Source organism: Streptomyces sp. NPDC057438 (genome assembly GCF_042802995.1).
In the GTDB taxonomy this organism is placed as follows: domain Bacteria; phylum Actinomycetota; class Actinomycetes; order Streptomycetales; family Streptomycetaceae; genus Streptomyces.
The window spans coordinates 50,920-68,806 of the sequence record NZ_JBHVDD010000045.1; the positions used below are offsets into that span (position 1 = coordinate 50,920).

Sequence of the window (17,887 nt, forward strand, 5' to 3'; positions counted from 1 at the left end):
CAGTGATCCTGAGCTACGGCGGGGTCCGTTTCACGTGAAACACCGCGAACGTGACCCCCACCGCGCCCCAGCCACGCCTAGGAGATGCCGCGCCACCCCTCAGGGTCCACTCCGCCGGGCACCGGAGCGCCCTCCTCGTACGGCTGACGCGTGAACACGAACGATCCGAGGTCCAGGTGGCTCACGGTCCCGTCCGGCCTTCTTACGGCCCGCAGGAGCTCTCCGGCGAAGTAGCCGTTGAGCCCGGTCCAGCTGCCGTCGCCGTTGGCACGGAAGCGAGCGCCGCGCAGGGTGGCGGAGAGGGGGTCCAGCGAGAGCCCGCCGTCCGCGGCGAGACGCAACGCGAAGCTGTACGTCCCCCAGTACCAGGGCCCGACCAGCTCCAGGATCGAGGCGTCCACGTCGGGAAGCGGCCGCCACGGCTCGGGGATCCGCGGCTCGGCCTCCGCCACGATGCGTACGAGATCGGCGGCCACCTCCGACACCACGGGCCCCGAGGTGCAGTTGGTCAGCACCACGGCCGCCACGTCGTCCTCGACGCTGATGGTGAGCTGTGCGAGAAAGCCGGGCACCGAACCGCCGTGACCGACGAGGAACCGGCCGCCCCGGTGCTGCAGCTGCATGCCGAGCCCGTACGCCGCACCGGCCGACACGTCGGCGGCCTCCCCCGGCGCTGCGGGCGTGCGCATCTCCCGGACGGAATCCGCGCCCAGCACCCGGTCGTCCCCCCTGGCCAGGAAGACCGCGAAGCGCGCCAGGTCGGACGTGGTCGACCAGAGCTGGCCGGCGGGCCCCATACGGCCCAGATCCTCGACCTGCTCCGGCAGCATCACGTCCGCCCAGGGATGGACGGCCCAGCCACCGGCGTGCGGTGCCTCCGGGTGCCACGAGGTACGGCGCAGCCCCAACGGTTCGAGCACCTCACGCCGCAGGACGTCCTCCCAGGCCGCGCCCCGCATCTGCTCCACGAGCGCGCCGAGGAGGGTGAAACCCGGGTTGGAGTAGTGAAAGCGACGGCCCACGGGATGGCGGTGAGGCTGCTCGCCGAGCACGTCGGCGAGTGTCGGCCGCAGGGCGCCCGGGGTGCGTTCCCACCAGGGCGACGGCGACTCGGCGGCCAGTCCGCCCGTGTGCGCGAGCAGTTCGGCGATGGTGGCCTCGCCCGCGCCGGTGCCCGGAAGGTGCTTCTCCAGGGGGTCGCCGAGATCCAGCAGGCCCTCGTCGCGCAGCCGCAGGACCAGGACCGCGGTGAAGGTCTTGGTGATCGAGCCGATCCGGTACTGCACGTTCTCGTCCGGGGCATGCCCCTCCACCGAGGTCCGCGCCCCGTTCCACACCGTCTCCCCGTCCCTGACCACCGCCGCGACCAGGGACGGTGTGCGTCCCTCTGCCTGGGCGACGGCGATGCGGTGCAGCAGAGCCCGGCCTGTGGCGGGAAGCAGCTCTTGTCGAGGTGTTGTCATGCGCCCAGTCCATCGGGCCCGACACCGTGCGTCGAGCGCATTTCGCCGCGTCAGGTCTGTGCCATGTCCACGAATCGCGAGTAGTGGCCCTGGAAGGCGACCGTGATGGTCGCCGTCGGGCCGTTACGGTGCTTGCCCACGATGATGTCCGCCTCGCCCGCGCGCGGTGATTCCTTCTCGTACGCGTCCTCGCGGTGCAGCAGGATCACCATGTCCGCGTCCTGCTCGATCGATCCCGACTCACGCAGGTCGGACACCATGGGCTTCTTGTCCGTACGCTGCTCGGGTCCACGGTTGAGCTGCGAGAGCGCGATCACCGGCAGCTCCAGCTCCTTGGCCAGCAGCTTCAGGTTTCGCGACATGTCGGAGACCTCCTGCTGGCGGCTCTCGGACCGTTTTCCACCGGACTGCATGAGCTGCAGGTAGTCGATGATGACAAGCTTCAGGTCGTTGCGTTGCTTCAGGCGCCGGCACTTGGCACGGATCTCCATCATCGACAGGTTCGGGGAGTCGTCGATGTAGAGCGGTGCGGCCGAGACGTCCGGCATCCGGCGGGCCAGGCGCGTCCAGTCCTCGTCCGTCATCGTGCCGGACCGCATGTGGTGCAGGGCGACACGGGCCTCGGCCGACAGCAGTCGCATCGCGATCTCGTTACGGCCCATTTCGAGCGAGAAGATCACGCTCGGCATGTTGTGCTTGATCGAACAGGCTCGGGCGAAGTCCAGTGCCAGGGTCGACTTACCCATGGCGGGTCGAGCCGCGATGATGATCATCTGGCCGGGATGCAGGCCGTTGGTGAGCTGGTCGAGATCGGTGAAACCGGTCGGCACGCCGGTCATCTCACCCGACCGCGAACCGATCGCCTCGATCTCGTCGAGCGCGCCCTCCATGATGTCGCCGAGCGGCAGATAGTCCTCGGTGGTGCGCTGTTCGGTGACCGCGAAGATCTCGGCCTGCGCCCTGTTGACGATCTCGTCGACGTCGTCGTCGGCCGCGTACCCCATCTGCGTGATGCGGGTGCCGGCCTCGACCAGACGGCGCAGGACGGCCCGCTCGTGGACGATCTCCGCGTAGTACTCGGCGTTCGCCGCCGTCGGCACCGTCTGGACGAGGGTGTGCAGATACGAGGCCCCGCCAACCTTGGTGATCTCGCCGCGCTTGGTGAGCTCGGCGGCGATGGTGATCGGGTCGGCCGGCTCACCCTTGGCGTAGATGTCGAGAATCGCCTGGTAGATGGTCTCATGAGCCGGCTTGTAGAAGTCGGGGCCCTTGAGGATCTCGACCACGTCGGCAATGGCGTCCTTGGACAGCAGCATGCCGCCGAGGACGGACTGTTCGGCGTCGAGGTCCTGCGGGGGGACACGCTCGAAAGCCGAACCCCCGCCGTCCCACTCCCCGTTGTCCCTGCCACGGTCGTGCCGCTCCTCCCTGGCGCGGCCTCCGCCCTCCTGACGTCGCCGGGAAGCGGGCAGACGATCACCGGGCCCGGTGTCGGCCCACGGGTCGTCCAAGGGCTCGGAAATGCTCACCGAGCGACCTCCTCCCGTCCGCCGAGCGGACCCTCGCCGTGCTTCTCATTTCTACGGCACGACACTGACAAATAAGAGGCCCAACTCCGGTTCTGGCGCGTCGGTTTTGCGAGGTTTTCGTGATCTGCCGAGGAGTGGGCGCCGCACCACCGTAGGCCCGTCGGCACCTTCAGCCAATCTGGTTATCCACAGGCCATGTGGACGACGGCCCAGATGCTGTGGAGAACCCGGCAAAACCTGTGCACGACTCGGTGGACAGCCCTGTGAACAAGACCTCGCTCCACCCAGCAAGAAAGCTCTGAGCTGCACCTTTACCGCCCATCGGCTGTGCAGGAGAAAAACTTTTGCGACCAGATCAAGATCATCGCGATCTCCCCGCGAGGCCGCGCTCGACCAGGCATCACGTAATGGTCACTACCCCATTGCATCTCTTACCTGTGGAAGATTAGATTGGTGGTCATGACACAGGCTTCCGCGCCCCCCAAGGCCACTCGGCGTCGGCACGATCGCGAGATCATCACGCTGGCCGTTCCGGCCTTCGGCGCGCTCGTCGCCGAGCCGCTGTTCCTGATGGTCGACACCGCTGTCGTCGGCCATCTCGGCACCGCGCAACTGGCCGGCCTCGGTGTCGCTTCAGCCCTTCTCGTCACTGCAGTGAGCGTCTTCGTCTTTCTCGCCTACGCCACCACGGCCGCCGTCGCCCGACGTGTCGGAGCCGGAGACATCAGAGCCGCCATCCGGCAGGGCATCGACGGCATCTGGCTCGCTCTGCTGCTGGGCGTCGCCGTCGTGGCCGTCGTCATGCCCACGGCGCCCACACTCGTCGCCCTCTTCGGTTCCTCGGAGACAGCGGCTCCCTATGCCACGACCTACCTACGGATCTCGGCACTCGGTATCCCGGCCATGCTCGTCGTGCTCGCCGCCACCGGTGTGCTGCGCGGGCTCCAGGACACAAAGACTCCTCTGTACGTCGCCGTTGCGGGCTTCGTGGCCAACGGCGCGCTGAACGCGTTCCTTGTCTACGGCGCCGATCTCGGCATCGCCGGATCAGCCTGGGGAACGGTCATCGCCCAACTCGGCATGGCGGTCGCCTACCTCTGGGTCGTGATCCGCGGTGCCCGCAGACATGGCGCCTCTCTGCGGCCGGACGGCGACGGGATACGCGCCTCGGCTCAGGCTGGGGTGCCCTTGCTGGTCCGCACGCTCTCCCTCCGCGCTGTCCTTATGATCGCCACTGCGGTGGCCGCCCGGCTCGGGGACGAGGACATCGCCGCGCACCAGATCATCCTCTCGCTCTGGAGCCTGCTCGCCTTCGCCCTGGACGCGATCGCCATCGCCGGACAGGCCATCATCGGCCGGTACCTCGGGGCGGGCGATGCCCAGGGGGCCCGCGAAGCCTGCCGCCGAATGGTGCAGTGGGGGATCGCCACCGGCTCGGTGCTCGGGTCGCTGGTGATTCTTGCCCGGCCCGTATTCATTCCGCTGTTCACGGACGACCCGACCGTGCAGGAAGCCGCGCTCCCCGCTCTGATCGTGGTGGCGCTCGCCCAGCCGATCTCCGGGATCGTCTTCGTGTTGGACGGCGTACTCATGGGCGCGGGCGACGGGCCTTATCTCGCCCGGGCCATGCTGCTCACCCTTGCGGTGTTCATCCCGGCCGCCCTGCTCGTCCCCGCCCTCGGCGCGGGTCTGACCGCTCTCTGGGGCGCCATGACGCTGATGATGGCGACGCGCATGCTGACTCTCTGGCTCCGATCCCGTTCAGGCCTCTGGATCGTCACGGGGGCGACGCGCTGACAGCAGGCAGGAGCCAGTGACGTTTCACGTGAAACATCACCCGCTTCACTCTGTTTCTCGTCGGACAGTCGCTCCGCCGTCGACTCTGGGCCGTTTGACGCCGGGGCCGCAGCAGATGCCCGGGCAAGCGTATGGGGCCGCACCCTGTGAAGGCTGCGGCCCCATATGTCGCTTGAGCGAGACGGCCCTTAGGCCGCGATGACCTCGATGTTGACCTTGGCGGCAACCTCGGGGTGCAGACGCACGGACGTCTCGTGGGCGCCCAGCGTCTTGATCGGAGAGGTCAGCTCGATGCGGCGCTTGTCGACCTCGGGGCCACCGGAAGCCTTGATCGCGGAAGCGATGTCGGCGGGGGTGACGGAACCGAAAAGCCGACCGGCGTCGCCGGAGCGGACAGCCAGACGCACCTTGACGGCCTCGAGCTGGCCCTTGACCTGATTGGCCTGCTCGATGGTCTGGATCTCGTGAATCTTGCGAGCACGACGGATCTGCTCGACGTCCTTCTCGCCGCCCTTGGTCCAGCGGATCGCGAACTTCCGCGGGATCAGGTAGTTGCGAGCGTAGCCGTCCTTGACGTCGACGACGTCGCCGGCAGCGCCGAGGCCGGAGACCTCGTGGGTAAGGATGATCTTCATTGGTCGGTCACCCTTTCCTTAGCGCGCGGTGGACGTGTAGGGCAGCAGCGCCATCTCACGGCTGTTCTTGACGGCCGTGGCGACGTCACGCTGGTGCTGCGTGCAGTTGCCGGTCACGCGGCGGGCACGGATCTTGCCGCGGTCGGAAATGAACTTCCGCAGCATGTTCGTGTCCTTGTAGTCCACGTACGTGACCTTGTCCTTGCAGAATGCGCAGACCTTCTTCTTAGGCTTGCGCACAGGCGGCTTCGCCATGGTGTTTCTCCTGTGTGATCAAGAAGTTTGGGGGTGCGCCCCCGCCCTCGTCCTCCAAGGCCGGTGACCCGGCCCGGGAGGCCTTAGAAGGGGGGCTCGTCCGAGTAGCCGCCACCGCCGCCGGAGCTGCCGCCCCAGCCGCCGCCACCGCCGCCCTGGTTGCCACCGGCGGGTGCGCCGCTGGCCCACGGGTCGTCGGCGGGAGCGCCGCCGCCCTGCTGGCCGCCACCGGAGCCTCCGCCCCAGCCGCCGCCACCCTGGCCGCCGCCGTTACCGCCACCACCGCCGTAACCACCCTGGCCACCGCGGCCACCGCCGGCGGTCTTGGTGACCTTGGCCGTGGCACTGCGCAGGCTGGCGCCGACTTCCTCGACGTCCAGCTCGTAGACCGTGCGCTTGACGCCCTCACGGTCCTCGTAGGACCGCTGCTTCAGCCGGCCCTGCACGATGACGCGCATGCCTCGCTGGAGCGACTCGGCGACATTCTCCGCCGCCTGACGCCAGACCGAGCAGGTCAGGAACAGGCTCTCGCCGTCCTTCCACTCGTTGGTCTGACGGTCGAAGGTGCGGGGGGTGGACGCGACACGGAACTTCGCGACCGCCGCACCGGAAGGGGTGAAGCGCAGCTCGGGGTCATCGACAAGATTGCCGACGACCGTGATGACGGTCTCGCCTGCCATGGGGGTACCTCTCGGCGGGTTTGCTGCTGGCTGCTTGTGCTGCTACTCGAATCCCGGGACCAGCTGAGCGGAAGCTCAGTGGGTCTCGGGGCGGAGGACCTTGGTCCGGAGGACCGACTCGTTCAGGTTCATCTGGCGGTCGAGCTCCTTGACGACCGCAGGCTCGGCCTGCAGGTCGATGACCGAGTAGATGCCCTCGGGCTTCTTCTTGATCTCGTACGAGAGACGACGACGGCCCCAGGTGTCGACCTTCTCGACCTTTCCGTTGCCCTCACGGACGACGGAGAGGAAGTTCTCGATCAGGGGGGCGACAGCGCGCTCCTCCAGATCGGGGTCGAGGATGACCATCACCTCGTAGTGACGCATGTGGAACCCACCTCCTTCGGACTCAGCGGCCACGGTCGTTCCGTGGCAGGAGGGTTGTGATGCGTACGCAACGGTATCGGCCACCACTGACAATCGAGTTCCCGTGCGGGACTCCGTCATGGTCTGGGCAGACACCGGTGCAGACGGTACAGACTACCTGCACCCCCGCTTCCGGTTGAAATTGGGGGGTGGTGGCCGTCAATCTGTACACATCGGGTGTGTATGGCGCTACGATGCGCCGCCTTCCGCAGGAGGTGCCCTATGGCACAGACATTGCGACCCAACATCGCCGGCTCCCTGTTCGCCACCGACGACAAGCCCCACCCCGTGCAGGACACCCTGCTGGCCGTGACGCTCGTCCTCGGGGCGGTCTCCTTCATCACGGCGATGTTCCACCATCTGCACCTGCTCAGCTCCTGGACGGGGCTGGTGGGGATTCTGACCGGCGCGTACGGGCAGTTCATCTCGGAGACGACCCGTGAGCGCTTCGGCCTGATCGTGGGTCTCGGTGCCTCGGCGGTCGGCTTCTTCCTCGGCATGGCCCACGGGGGCCTCTTCGGCGGAGTGATCGGCTGACCTCGCACACCCGGCCGCTCGGGCGGCGGGCCGCCGTGTTCCTCGCTGTTCGCCGCCTTACATCGGACCAAGCGGCCGAATAACACCGCCTCACGTCCCGGCCGCGTACCGGCCGGGCCTCAGGTTCCATACGGCCATTCGAGGCGCCCGCAGGGCGCAGTAGGCTTCGGCGCGAGAGCCGGAGCCCCTGTACCCATGGGGACACACCAGCCCGAGGAGCACCCTGAATGAGCCTGACCCTGAGGACGATCAGCCGTGAGCAGCATCTGGCATACATCCAGAGCCTGCCCTCGGCTAGCCACATGCAGGTCCCGGCCTGGGCCGATGTCAAGGCAGAGTGGCGCTCCGAGAACCTCGGGTGGTTCGACGACAGGACGGGTGAGATGGTCGGCGCCGGCCTGGTGCTGTACCGGCAGCTGCCCAAGATCAAGCGCTACCTCGCCTACCTGCCCGAGGGCCCGGTCATCAACTGGTTCGCGCCGAACCTGACCGACTGGCTGGAACCGATGCTCGCCCATCTGAAGCAGCAGGGCGCCTTCTCGGTGAAGATGGGCCCACCGGTGATCATCCGGCGCTGGGAGGCCACCTCCATCAAGGCGGGTATCCAGAACCCCGACGTGAAGCGCCTGCGCGACATCGAGGCCGACTTCATCGAGCCGCGGGCCTTCGAGGTCGCCGACAAGCTGCGCCGCATGGGCTGGCAGCAGGGCGAGGACGGCGGGGCCGGCTTCGGTGACGTACAACCCCGCTACGTCTACCAGGTGCCGCTGGCCAACCGCTCCCTGGAAGAGGTCCACAAGAACTTCAACCAGTTGTGGCGCCGCAACATCAAGAAGGCCGAGAAGGCCGGCGTCGAAGTCGTCCAGGGCGGTTACCAGGACCTGGAGGAGTGGCAGCGGCTGTACGAGATCACGGCCGTGCGCGATCGCTTCCGGCCCCGCCCGCTCTCGTACTTCCAGCGCATGTGGACGGCCCTCAACACCGAGGACCCCAACCGCATGCGGCTCTACTTCGCCCGCCACAACGGCGTGAACCTGTCCGCCGCCACCATGCTGGTCGTCGGTGGACACGTCTGGTACTCCTACGGCGCCTCGGACAACATCGGACGTGAGGTCCGGCCCTCGAACGCGATGCAGTGGCGCATGCTGCGCGACTCGTACGCTCTCGGCGCGACCGTCTACGACCTGCGCGGCATCTCCGACTCGCTGGACGAGACGGATCACCTGTTCGGTCTGATCCAGTTCAAGGTGGGTACGGGCGGACAGGCCGCCGAGTACCTCGGCGAATGGGACTTCCCGCTGAACAAGCTGCTCCACAAGGCGCTCGACATCTACATGTCGCGCCGCTGACGCCCCCGTTTTTGTTTCCATACCTCTGATACACCGCAGCCACCAGAAAGGTTCCGGGACCGTCCATGGCGCTCACGCTGTACGTCGACACCGCGCGCTGGCGGGCACACCACAAGCATGTTCAGGAGCAGTTCCCGGGACTCGTGCCCGTCTGCAAGGGCAACGGCTACGGCTTCGGTCACGAGAAGCTGGCGGAAGAGGCCACCCGCCTCGGGTCGGACATCCTCGCCGTCGGCACCACGTACGAGGCGGCCCGGATCAAGGACTGGTTCAGCGGCGACCTGCTGGTGCTGACGCCCTACAGACGCGCTGAGGAGCCCGTTCCCCTGCCCGACCGGGTCATCCGCTCCGTATCGTCGGTCGACGGCGTGTACGGCCTTGTGGGCGCCCGCGTCGTCATCGAGGTCATGTCCTCGATGAAGCGGCACGGAGTGAGCGAGCAGGAACTGCCCCAGCTCCACGCGGCCATAGAGAACGTGCGCCTGGAGGGCTTCGCCATCCACCTGCCGCTGGACCGCACCGACGGCTCGGACGCCGTCGAGGAGGTCATCGGCTGGATGGACCGCCTGCGCGCGGCCCGTCTGCCGCTGCACACCATGTTCGTGAGCCACCTCAAGTCCGAGGACCTCATCCGCCTGCAGCAGCAGTTCCCGCAGACGCGTTTCCGCGCCCGCATCGGTACGCGGCTGTGGCTGGGCGACCACGAGGCGACCGAGTACCGCGGGGCGGTGCTGGACGTCACCAGGGTCGCCAAGGGCGACCGCTTCGGCTACCGGCAGCAGAAGGCCGCCTCCGACGGCTTCCTGGTGGTGGTGGCGGGCGGTACGTCGCACGGGGTGGGTCTGGAGGCGCCGAAGGCGCTGCACGGCGTCATGCCGCGCGCCAAGGGTGTGGCCCGGGCGGGGCTCGCCACGGTCAACCGGAACCTTTCTCCCTTCGTCTGGGCCGGCAAGCAGCGCTGGTTCGCCGAACCGCCGCACATGCAGGTGTCGATCCTCTTCGTCCCGTCGGACGCCCCGGAGCCGAAGGTCGGCGAGGAACTGGTGGCCCATCTACGGCACACCACCACGCAGTTCGACCGGTCGGTCGACCGCTGAGGGCCCTGCCTCCCGAGAGCGGGCGAACAGATCGCCGAGTGAAACGCCCGCAGCACCACGCGGAGGGCCGTACACGACACCTCGTGTACGGCCCTCCGCGTTGCCTGCCCACGCCTGTTCGCTCAGAGCGAACTACCGCCCTGGCCCCGGTTGCCCCAGTCCACCGGTTGTCCCTCGAAGTGCATCGCGTGCCGCGGAGGACGGGCGGCCGCGCCGTACACGTGCACGTCCTCCGCGCCGTCGAGCACCCCGCCCGAGGGATCGTCGTCACCCGCTCGGCGTACCGGGTCCCGATCGGGCATCAAGATGTCCCGGACGACGATGACGCACAGGTACAGCGTCCCCAGCAGGTGGGCCATGACCGCGAGATGGTAGCCCTCGGCAGGCAGGCCCTTGTGGGCGTCCCCGCTGGTCGTGTAGGCGAGGTACATCCAGATTCCCAGGAAGTACGCCACTTCACACGCCTGCCAGATGAGGAAGTCCCGCCAGCGGGGCCGCGCCAGCGCGGCGAGGGGGACCAGCCAGAGCACGTACTGCGGTGAGTACACCTTGTTGGTCAGGATGAAGGCCGCGACGATCAGGAAGGCGAGCTGCGCGAAGCGCGGGCGGCGCGGTGCGGTCAGCGCGAGCACGGCGATACCCGCGCAGACGAGGACCATCGAGACCATCGCGTAAGCGTTCGCCGTCTCGGCCGTGATCTGAATGTTCAGCCGCTGCGAGATGACCAGGAAGAAGGAGCCGAAGTCGACGCCGCGTTCCTGACTGAAGCGGTAGAACTTCGCCCATCCGTCAGGGGCCAGGAGAATCACCGGCAGATTGACCGCGAGCCAGGCCCCGACGGCACCGAGCAGCGCGGTCACGAACGCCCGCCACTTGCCGGCCCGCCAGCACAGCACGAAGAGTGGTCCGAGCAGCAGGAACGGATAGAACTTGGCGGCTGTGGCGAGCCCGATCAGCACACCGAAGGCGAGAGGCCGGCCACGCGACCACATCAGCGTGGCGGCGGCCAGCATGGCTACGGCGAGCAGGTCCCAGTTGATGGTGGCCGTCAGCGCGAAGGCGGGCGCCAGCGCCATCAGAAGGCCGTCCCAGGGGCGCCGACGGTGGATGCGCGCGCAGCACACGGCGATGACGGCTGCACACACCATCAGCATCCCGGCGTTGACCATCCAGTACCACTGCTCCTGGTCCTGAATGGTGCCGCTGCCCGGGGTGAGCCAGGCGGCGACTTCCATGAACACCCCCGTCAGCACCGGGTACTCGAGGTACTCCATGTCACCGGGGATCTTGTCGAAGTACGGCACGAGTCCGTCGGCGAAGCCACGCCCCTGATAGAGGTGCGGGATGTCGGAGTAACAGGCGTGCGTGTACTGGGAGCTGGCCCCGAAGAACCAGGCACCGTCGTAGCAGGGCAGCTTCTGGACCATGCCCAGCGCGAACATGCCGATCGCCACGAGCGCGACGACCCGTACCGGTGTCCACCAGGACGTGCCGAGCAGCGCTCGCCGCCCGATCGGGCCGCCGATCAGCTCGCTGCCGGTCGCGGCGACCTCATCCTCCTTGGTCGGCCGTACGGGCTCCGGCTCGTCCACGCTCACTCGCGTCGTCTCTGCACTGGGCATGCCGCACATCCTGCCGTACGCGTCTGGGAATCCGCCCAGGGCGCCGCATCCGGTCGTGGGCCCAGCGCCTCTGTTTCACGTGAAACGGCCCCCCGCTCTCCGGACCCCGGAACCACTCAAGGGCCATCGCACCTGATCGGTGCGATGGCCCTTGTTTCACGTGAAACACATTCTGTCGGGTGTGGAGCTACCCATTGGGACCTCCGAAGAGTCCTCCCCCGTTCTGGTTGCCTCTCGTATCGTCCTCCGACTCCGTCGGCGTCGGCGTCACCCCGCCATCGGTTCCTCCGACATCCGTGCCGCCCGCGTCCGTACCCCCCGGGTCCTCACAGGTGGGGTCGAACGGGTTGTCGCAGATCTCGCTGGGTGTCGGTGACGGCGCGGGCTCGCTCTCGGTCGGTGTCGGGCTCGGCTCGGGGACCTCCTCCTCCGACTGGGTCGGTGTCGGAGACGGGGTCGGGTCGGGGTCGTCGTTCACGACCACACCGATCGGCTCGGGCTCCGGGAAGTCCACAGCCGGCTGGCCCTTGAGGGCGTCCTCCATGTAGTCGTGCCAGATCTCGGCCGGGAACGAGGCACCGTGGATCGTCTCCTGACCACCCGTGCCGTACATCTCCAGGAACTTCCGGTTCTTGTTGGACTCGTCGTCGTCCATGCGATACATGCTGATGGCGGTCGACAACTGCGGGGTGTATCCGACGAACCAGGCCGACTTGTTGCCGTCGGTGGTACCGGTCTTGCCGGCCACCTCACGACCGGTCAGCCGGGCCGACGTACCGGTTCCCTCGTCGACGACGGTCTTGAGCACGTCGGTGACATTGTCCGCGACCTCCGTCGTGAATGCCCTCTTGGGCTCGGCGATGTCGTCGTGGTCGAACATGGTCAGACCCTCGTGCTCCACCGTTTTCACGGAGAAAGGGTCATTCTGCTTGCCGCTGGCGGCGAAAGTCGCGTAGGAGCCCGCCATACGGATCGCACTGGGGTCGGAGATGCCGATCGAGAAGGAGGGGAAGCTGGTGCCGGTCAGGCTGCTCTCCTTGAGGCCGGCCGCGGTGGCAGCCTCCTTCACCCGATCCAGACCGACGTCCATACCCAGCTGCACGAAGGCCGAGTTCGCCGAGACCCTCATCGCCTCACGGAGATCGATCTGGTACTTCGGCGCGCTGCCGTACGACGCGTCGTCGTCGTTGGCCTGCAGCCACTCCTCGCCCTTCTCGTTGGTCCAGACCTGCCCGTCGTAGTCCTTGATCTTGAGGTTGTTCTTGCCGCTGTAGAGACTCTTCGGCGAGACGATGGTGCGCTCGTCCTGCGCCTGGTCCCCGTCGAGCTTGGGATCGCGCTTGCCCCAGGTCATCGCTGCCGCGAGCACGTACGTCTTGAACGTGGAACCGACCTGTGCGCCGGTGACGTCGGCGTTGTTGGTGAAGTGCTTGGTGGCGTCCTCACCACCGTAGATCGCCTCGATGGCACCCGACTTCGGATTCACGGACGCGCCACCGAACTGCACGTGGGTGTCGGTCTGCGGACGCTGGTCGGGCTTGATGTTCTCCTTGCGGACCTTCACCACGGCCTTCTCGAGCTCCTTGACCTTGTTCTTGTCGAAGGTCGTGTGGATCTCGTAGCCGCCCTGCTCCAGCTGCTCCTGGTTGATGTCCGTGTTGTTGAGGATGTAGCCCTTGGCGGTGTCGACGAGGTAGCCGATCTGACCGCCCAGCTGGGCGTTGGACCGAGGGCTCTGAATCTTGGGGAAATCGGGGTACTGGGCCCGCTCGGCCGCGGACAGGTGCTTGTCCTTGACCATCTCGTTGAGGATCCAGCGCCAGCGGTCCGTGGCCCGCTTGCGGTTGTTCTGCGGAGATGCCTCCGGGTCGATCGACGGGGCTCCGGCCGGGTCGTAGTACGTCGCACCCTTGAGGACCGCGGCCAGGAATGCGCACTGGCTCGGATTGAGCTTCTCGGCGTCCTTGCCGAAGTACGTGCGGGCGGCCGCCTGGATGCCGTACGCACCGCGGCCGTAGTACGCGGTGTTCAGATACCCCCGCATGATGTCTTCCTTCTCGACCGAGGTTCCCACCTTGACCGAGATGAAGAGCTCCTTGACCTTCCGCGACAGGGTCTGCGACTGGTCGTCCAGCATGGCGTTCTTCACGTACTGCTGGGTGATGGTCGAGCCGCCCTGCGTCTGGCCGCCCTTGGCCATGTTGACGACGGCCCGCGCGATACCCATCGGGTCGACGCCGCTGTCGGTCTCGAACGTCTTGTTCTCGGCCGACATGACGGCATGGCGCATCGCCTTGGGGATCTTCTCGTACGCGATGATCTGGCGGTTGACCTCACCGCCCGTCGCGACCATCTGCGAGCCATCGGACCAGTAGTAGACGTTGTTCTGCGCCGTCGCGGCCTGGGCCGGGTTGGGTACCGCCACGACCGCGTATCCGATGCCGGCCGCCGCCACCAGGCTCCCGAAGAACCCGATGAGCAACGCGGTCACCTGACGCCACGACGGCATCCAGCGCATCACCCCGTACTTGCCGGCCCGCGGGTAATCGATGAAGCGCTGTTTGCCGGGCGGATCCGCGCGCCCGCGGCCGCGTCCCGGTCCACGCCCGGCAGGCTCGGCGGCTCTGCGACGTCCCCCGCCGACGCCGGCGTCGGCGCTTCTCAGCGACGCCCGACGTGTGGCGGCACGGCCCTCGTACGAGGTCTCCTCACCTCCCGAGCCATAGGTCTCGGAAAGTGACCCGGTGGCGCCCCGCGGTGCCGCGCGGCGGCCGGAGGACGCCGACTGGCCGCGCCGGGCCGCGGCACGTCCGCCTCCCTGCGGCTGCGGCGGTTTGCGACGGTGCTCGCTCATCGAACGACTACTCCTCGGGCAGGCGCACCCGTGCGCGCCTGGAAACGGCGGCTGGTTTCCGGTCCCCCCGAAGTACGGATGCGGTCGTGCTGGCATTCATCCGTACGGCACCCAGGACGGCGACGTGCTCAAACGTCACTCGGTTCCCAGTGGTGTGCATGCCGCACAGACTACGCACCGCCAAAACCCATTGAGCACCGAACTTCACCCCAAATCAGGCAACTTGCTTCCTACTAATCGGTGATGTGACCCCGTTCACCGAATCCCCACTTGTCGCATCCGTAGGGGCGTTCTATCGTCTGGATGTATCGAGTCGATACATCAGCTCGGCATAAAACGTGTCGACAGGGCCAGCTGGAGAGGGGAGGCGACGATGAGCCGGCGTTCCGGGATCCTCGAGTTCGCTGTCCTCGGCCTGCTCCGCGAAGCCCCGATGCACGGCTACGAGCTGCGCAAACGACTCAACACGTCGTTGGGCGTGTTCCGTGCGTTCAGCTACGGGACGCTGTACCCCTGCCTCAAGACGCTGGTCGCGAACGGCTGGTTGATCGAGGAACCGGGTGGTACCCCGGAAGATGCTGCCGCCGTCCCGCTCACGGGCCGCCGCGCCAAGATCGTCTACCGGTTGACGGCGGAAGGTAAGGAGCACTTCGAGGAGCTGCTCTCGCAGACGGGTCCCGATGCCTACGAGGACGAGCATTTCGCTGCTCGCTTCGCGTTCTTCGGGCAGACCTCCCGGGATGTGCGTATGCGCGTCCTGGAGGGCCGTCGCAGCCGTTTGGAGGAACGGCTGGAGAAGATGCGGGCCTCGCTGGCGCGCACCCGAGAACGCCTCGACGACTACACGCTCGAGCTCCAGCGCCACGGGATGGAGTCCGTGGAGCGCGAAGTGCGCTGGCTGAACGAGCTCATCGAGAGCGAGCGGGCTGGCCGGGACCTGAAGGGTCCCGGCGACGCAGAGCCCGCTCGCGACACCACAGAGGGAGCGCCGGGCGCCCTGCCCCGGCCCGGGGATCTCCCCGGACCGGATGCGCCCGGCGACACCACCACGTGAGGTCCCTGCCAGGACCTCACTCGTACACACAGGGAGCAGCCGGAATGGGTTCGGTTCGCGTAGCCGTCGTCGGTGTGGGCAACTGCGCCGCGTCGCTGGTGCAGGGAGTCGAGTACTACAAGGACGCCGACCCGGCGTCCAGGGTCCCGGGTCTCATGCACGTGCAGTTCGGCGACTACCACGTCCGTGACGTGGAGTTCGTCGCCGCCTTCGATGTCGACGCCAAGAAGGTCGGTCTCGACCTCGCGGACGCCATCGGCGCCTCCGAGAACAACACCATCAAGATCTGTGACGTGCCCGCCACCGGAGTGACGGTGCAGCGCGGCCACACTCTCGACGGCCTCGGCAAGTACTACCGCGAGACCATCGAGGAGTCCGCCGAGGCCCCGGTCGACGTGGTGCAGGTGCTGAAGGACCAGAAGGTCGACGTTCTCGTCTGCTACCTGCCCGTCGGTTCCGAGGCCGCGGCGAAGTTCTACGCCCAGTGCGCCATCGACGCCAAGGTCGCCTTTGTCAACGCCCTGCCGGTCTTCATCGCCGGTACCAAGGAGTGGGCGGACAAGTTCGTCGAGGCTGGCGTCCCGATCGTCGGCGACGACATCAAGTCGCAGGTGGGCGCCACCATCACGCACCGCGTCATGGCGAAGCTGTTCGAGGACCGGGGTGTTGTCCTGGACCGCACCATGCAGCTGAACGTCGGCGGCAACATGGACTTCAAGAACATGCTCGAGCGTGAGCGTCTGGAGTCCAAGAAGATCTCCAAGACCCAGGCCGTCACCTCGCAGATCCCCGACCGCGAGCTCGGCGAGAAGAACGTCCACATCGGCCCGTCCGACTATGTCGCCTGGCTCGACGACCGCAAGTGGGCGTACGTCCGCCTCGAGGGCCGCGCCTTCGGTGACGTCCCGCTGAACCTGGAGTACAAGCTCGAGGTCTGGGACTCCCCGAACTCAGCCGGCGTCATCATCGACGCCCTGCGCGCCGCGAAGATCGCCAAGGACCGCGGCATCGGCGGCCCGATCCTCTCGGCCTCCTCGTACTTCATGAAGTCCCCGCCGGTGCAGTACTTCGACGACGAGGCCCGCGAGAACGTCGAGAAGTTCATCAAGGGCGAGGTCGAGCGCTGACCCAAGCGTTCGTAGTGTGCTGTTGAGGGTCTCCGGGTCATACGCCCGGAGGCCCTCCCTCATAGGTGAGGCTGGGCCCCATGTCCGTCGTGCGCGACCTGCGTGTGCTGCTCCGTCTCCGCGCCTTCCGGCGTCTGCTGGCCGTACGCCTGCTGTCCCAGGGAGCCGACGGCGCCTTCCAGGTCGCGCTCGCCACGTACGTCGTCTTCTCTCCCGAGAAACAGACGTCAGCCGCCGCCATCGCCTCCGCCATGGCGGTGCTCCTCCTTCCGTACTCCCTCGTCGGCCCCTTCGCTGGCGTGCTGTTGGATCGCTGGCGGCGTCGTCAGGTACTGCTGTACGGAAACCTGCTGCGTGCCCTGCTGGCGTCCGTGACGGCTGTTCTGATCCTCAGCCATGTGCCCGACTGGCTCTTCTACGTCTCCGCTCTCTGTGTCACCGCGGTCAATCGTTTCGTGCTGGCGGGGCTCTCCGCCGCGTTGCCCCGGGTGGTGGACGCCGACCGCTTGGTGGTCGCCAACTCGCTCTCCCCGACAGCTGGAACACTGGCCGCGACCGCCGGTGGCGGACTCGCCTTCGTCGTTCGGCTCGTGGGCTCGGGATCCGACGCGGCAGTGGTACTTCTCGGCTCGACCCTTTACCTGTGTGCCGCCCTGGCCGCACTGCGTATCGCCCGCGACCTGCTGGGTCCGGAGCCGGAGTTGGTGCAGCTTCGGCTGCGTGCGGCACTCGCGGGGACCGCACGGGGCCTGACAGCGGGCGTGCGGCATCTCGCCGAGCCCGGGCGACGGACGGCAGCCTGGGCACTGGCATCGATGACGCTGATGCGCTTCTGCTACGGCGCCCTGACGGTCATGGTGCTCATGCTCTGCCGATATGCCTGGTCGTCCGGCAGTCCCGGTGCGTCCGGCTCCGAGGAGGGCCTGGCTCTCCTCGGACTGGCCGTAGGGATCTCGGGAGCAGGATTCTTCACCGCAGCGGTGATCACACCCTGGGCTGCCGGAAAGTGGGGGCCGAGTCGCTGGATCGTCAGCTGCTCCGTTGCCGCGGCCCTGCTCACCCCGCCCCTCAGCCTGCCTTTCGCGAAAGCGCCTCTGCTGATCGCTGCGTTCGTTCTGGGGCTGGTCACCCAGGGAGCGAAGATCGCCACGGACACGATCGTGCAGTCCTCCGTCGACGACGGCTACCGGGGACGAATCTTCTCCCTCTACGACGTCCTGTTCAACGTCGCCTTCGTCGGTGCCGCCGCCGCGGCCGCCCTGATGCTCCCGCCGGACGGCCGCTCGGCGGCTCTGGTGATCACCGTGGCCGTGATCTATGGGTTGATCGCTGCCGCCATGGCTCGCTTCGGCATGGCAGATCGGCCGGCGAGCCGGAAGCGCCGATGTTTCACGTGAAACATCGGCCCATAGTGACAGCGCGCCCTTGCCACAGAGAAACAGGGGGGCGGGGGGGGCGTGTTGGGGTGGAAAAAGAGCCCACC

15 protein-coding genes are annotated in these 17,887 nt (G+C 67.3%); 7 read left to right on the plus strand and 8 right to left on the minus strand.

Annotated features, from left to right (window positions below; all coding sequences use genetic code 11):
* Positions 1-77 precede the first annotated feature (77 nt).
* Together ACFU5F_RS23865 and dnaB are read right to left on the minus strand one after the other, a co-directional pair.
* Positions 78-1,463, minus strand: a complete 1,386-nt coding sequence (locus ACFU5F_RS23865) for a serine hydrolase domain-containing protein (RefSeq protein WP_383890687.1) — start codon at positions 1,461-1,463, stop codon at positions 78-80.
* 50 nt (positions 1,464-1,513) lie between these two features.
* The gene (gene dnaB / locus ACFU5F_RS23870; protein ID WP_383890690.1) at positions 1,514-2,992 is read right to left on the minus strand and encodes a replicative DNA helicase; all 1,479 of its coding nucleotides are present in this window, start codon (positions 2,990-2,992) and stop codon (positions 1,514-1,516) included.
* A 450-nt stretch (positions 2,993-3,442) separates the two neighbouring features.
* Between dnaB and ACFU5F_RS23875 the strand changes: the two genes are divergently transcribed.
* Entirely contained in the window at positions 3,443-4,789 is a 1,347-nt protein-coding gene (locus ACFU5F_RS23875; protein ID WP_383890693.1) for an MATE family efflux transporter, read from the plus strand.
* A 188-nt stretch (positions 4,790-4,977) separates the two neighbouring features.
* Here the strand turns inward: ACFU5F_RS23875 and rplI are convergent, their stop codons facing one another.
* From rplI to rpsF, 4 genes are all read right to left on the minus strand, one after another.
* Complete coding sequence (gene rplI / locus ACFU5F_RS23880) at positions 4,978-5,424, minus strand: 50S ribosomal protein L9 (protein WP_005482940.1); 447 nt, start codon at positions 5,422-5,424, stop codon at positions 4,978-4,980.
* A gap of 18 nt (positions 5,425-5,442) precedes the next feature.
* Positions 5,443-5,679, minus strand: a complete 237-nt coding sequence (gene rpsR / locus ACFU5F_RS23885; RefSeq protein WP_003949403.1) for a 30S ribosomal protein S18 — start codon at positions 5,677-5,679, stop codon at positions 5,443-5,445.
* Between the two features lie 83 nt (positions 5,680-5,762).
* Positions 5,763-6,359, minus strand: a complete 597-nt coding sequence (locus ACFU5F_RS23890) for a single-stranded DNA-binding protein (RefSeq protein ID WP_037726038.1) — start codon at positions 6,357-6,359, stop codon at positions 5,763-5,765.
* A 75-nt stretch (positions 6,360-6,434) separates the two neighbouring features.
* Positions 6,435-6,725: a 30S ribosomal protein S6 gene (gene rpsF / locus ACFU5F_RS23895; RefSeq protein ID WP_005482942.1), complete on the minus strand. Its 291-nt coding sequence runs from the start codon at positions 6,723-6,725 to the stop codon at positions 6,435-6,437.
* A 261-nt stretch (positions 6,726-6,986) separates the two neighbouring features.
* Between rpsF and ACFU5F_RS23900 the strand changes: the two genes are divergently transcribed.
* The 3 genes from ACFU5F_RS23900 (at position 6,987) to ACFU5F_RS23910 (ending at position 9,747) form a co-directional block, all read left to right on the plus strand.
* Positions 6,987-7,301 carry a hypothetical protein gene (locus ACFU5F_RS23900; protein ID WP_005482944.1) on the plus strand — a complete coding sequence of 105 codons (315 nt, stop codon included), beginning with the start codon at positions 6,987-6,989 and terminating at the stop codon, positions 7,299-7,301.
* A 227-nt stretch (positions 7,302-7,528) separates the two neighbouring features.
* On the plus strand, positions 7,529-8,650 hold the full coding sequence (gene femX, locus ACFU5F_RS23905) for a peptidoglycan bridge formation glycyltransferase FemX (RefSeq protein ID WP_013002266.1): 1,122 nt from the start codon (positions 7,529-7,531) through the stop codon (positions 8,648-8,650).
* 65 nt (positions 8,651-8,715) lie between these two features.
* Positions 8,716-9,747, plus strand: coding sequence for an alanine racemase (locus ACFU5F_RS23910; protein WP_013002265.1), 1,032 nt, complete (start codon positions 8,716-8,718; stop codon positions 9,745-9,747).
* A 122-nt stretch (positions 9,748-9,869) separates the two neighbouring features.
* Here ACFU5F_RS23910 and ACFU5F_RS23915 read toward each other — a convergent pair whose 3' ends face one another.
* Together ACFU5F_RS23915 and ACFU5F_RS23920 are read right to left on the minus strand one after the other, a co-directional pair.
* A complete protein-coding gene (locus tag ACFU5F_RS23915) occupies positions 9,870-11,378 on the minus strand; it encodes a glycosyltransferase family 87 protein (protein ID WP_383890699.1) in 1,509 nt (502 codons plus the stop codon).
* A 178-nt stretch (positions 11,379-11,556) separates the two neighbouring features.
* Positions 11,557-14,223: a transglycosylase domain-containing protein gene (locus ACFU5F_RS23920; protein WP_383890702.1), complete on the minus strand. Its 2,667-nt coding sequence runs from the start codon at positions 14,221-14,223 to the stop codon at positions 11,557-11,559.
* A 373-nt stretch (positions 14,224-14,596) separates the two neighbouring features.
* Between ACFU5F_RS23920 and ACFU5F_RS23925 the strand changes: the two genes are divergently transcribed.
* From ACFU5F_RS23925 to ACFU5F_RS23935, 3 genes are all read left to right on the plus strand, one after another.
* Positions 14,597-15,277, plus strand: a complete 681-nt coding sequence (locus ACFU5F_RS23925; protein WP_013002262.1) for a PadR family transcriptional regulator — start codon at positions 14,597-14,599, stop codon at positions 15,275-15,277.
* 44 nt (positions 15,278-15,321) lie between these two features.
* Positions 15,322-16,404, plus strand: coding sequence for an inositol-3-phosphate synthase (locus ACFU5F_RS23930; RefSeq protein ID WP_383890705.1), 1,083 nt, complete (start codon positions 15,322-15,324; stop codon positions 16,402-16,404).
* An 80-nt stretch (positions 16,405-16,484) separates the two neighbouring features.
* On the plus strand, positions 16,485-17,801 hold the full coding sequence (locus ACFU5F_RS23935; protein WP_383890708.1) for an MFS transporter: 1,317 nt from the start codon (positions 16,485-16,487) through the stop codon (positions 17,799-17,801).
* Positions 17,802-17,887 lie beyond the last annotated feature (86 nt).

Excerpts from the sequence above, each read along its gene's own strand:
- ACFU5F_RS23865 (WP_383890687.1), bottom strand. The coding sequence starts at position 1,463 with ATGACAACACCTCGACAAGAGCTGCTTCCCGCCACAGGCCGGGCTCTG.
- rplI (WP_005482940.1), bottom strand. The coding sequence starts at position 5,424 with ATGAAGATCATCCTTACCCACGAGGTCTCCGGCCTCGGCGCTGCCGGC.
- rpsR (WP_003949403.1), bottom strand. The coding sequence starts at position 5,679 with ATGGCGAAGCCGCCTGTGCGCAAGCCTAAGAAGAAGGTCTGCGCATTC.
- ACFU5F_RS23890 (WP_037726038.1), bottom strand. The coding sequence starts at position 6,359 with ATGGCAGGCGAGACCGTCATCACGGTCGTCGGCAATCTTGTCGATGAC.
- rpsF (WP_005482942.1), bottom strand. The coding sequence starts at position 6,725 with ATGCGTCACTACGAGGTGATGGTCATCCTCGACCCCGATCTGGAGGAG.
- ACFU5F_RS23900 (WP_005482944.1), top strand. The coding sequence starts at position 6,987 with ATGGCACAGACATTGCGACCCAACATCGCCGGCTCCCTGTTCGCCACC.
- femX (WP_013002266.1), top strand. The coding sequence starts at position 7,529 with ATGAGCCTGACCCTGAGGACGATCAGCCGTGAGCAGCATCTGGCATAC.
- ACFU5F_RS23910 (WP_013002265.1), top strand. The coding sequence starts at position 8,716 with ATGGCGCTCACGCTGTACGTCGACACCGCGCGCTGGCGGGCACACCAC.
- ACFU5F_RS23915 (WP_383890699.1), bottom strand. The coding sequence starts at position 11,378 with ATGTGCGGCATGCCCAGTGCAGAGACGACGCGAGTGAGCGTGGACGAG.
- ACFU5F_RS23920 (WP_383890702.1), bottom strand. The coding sequence starts at position 14,223 with ATGAGCGAGCACCGTCGCAAACCGCCGCAGCCGCAGGGAGGCGGACGT.
- ACFU5F_RS23925 (WP_013002262.1), top strand. The coding sequence starts at position 14,597 with ATGAGCCGGCGTTCCGGGATCCTCGAGTTCGCTGTCCTCGGCCTGCTC.
- ACFU5F_RS23930 (WP_383890705.1), top strand. The coding sequence starts at position 15,322 with ATGGGTTCGGTTCGCGTAGCCGTCGTCGGTGTGGGCAACTGCGCCGCG.
- ACFU5F_RS23935 (WP_383890708.1), top strand. The coding sequence starts at position 16,485 with ATGTCCGTCGTGCGCGACCTGCGTGTGCTGCTCCGTCTCCGCGCCTTC.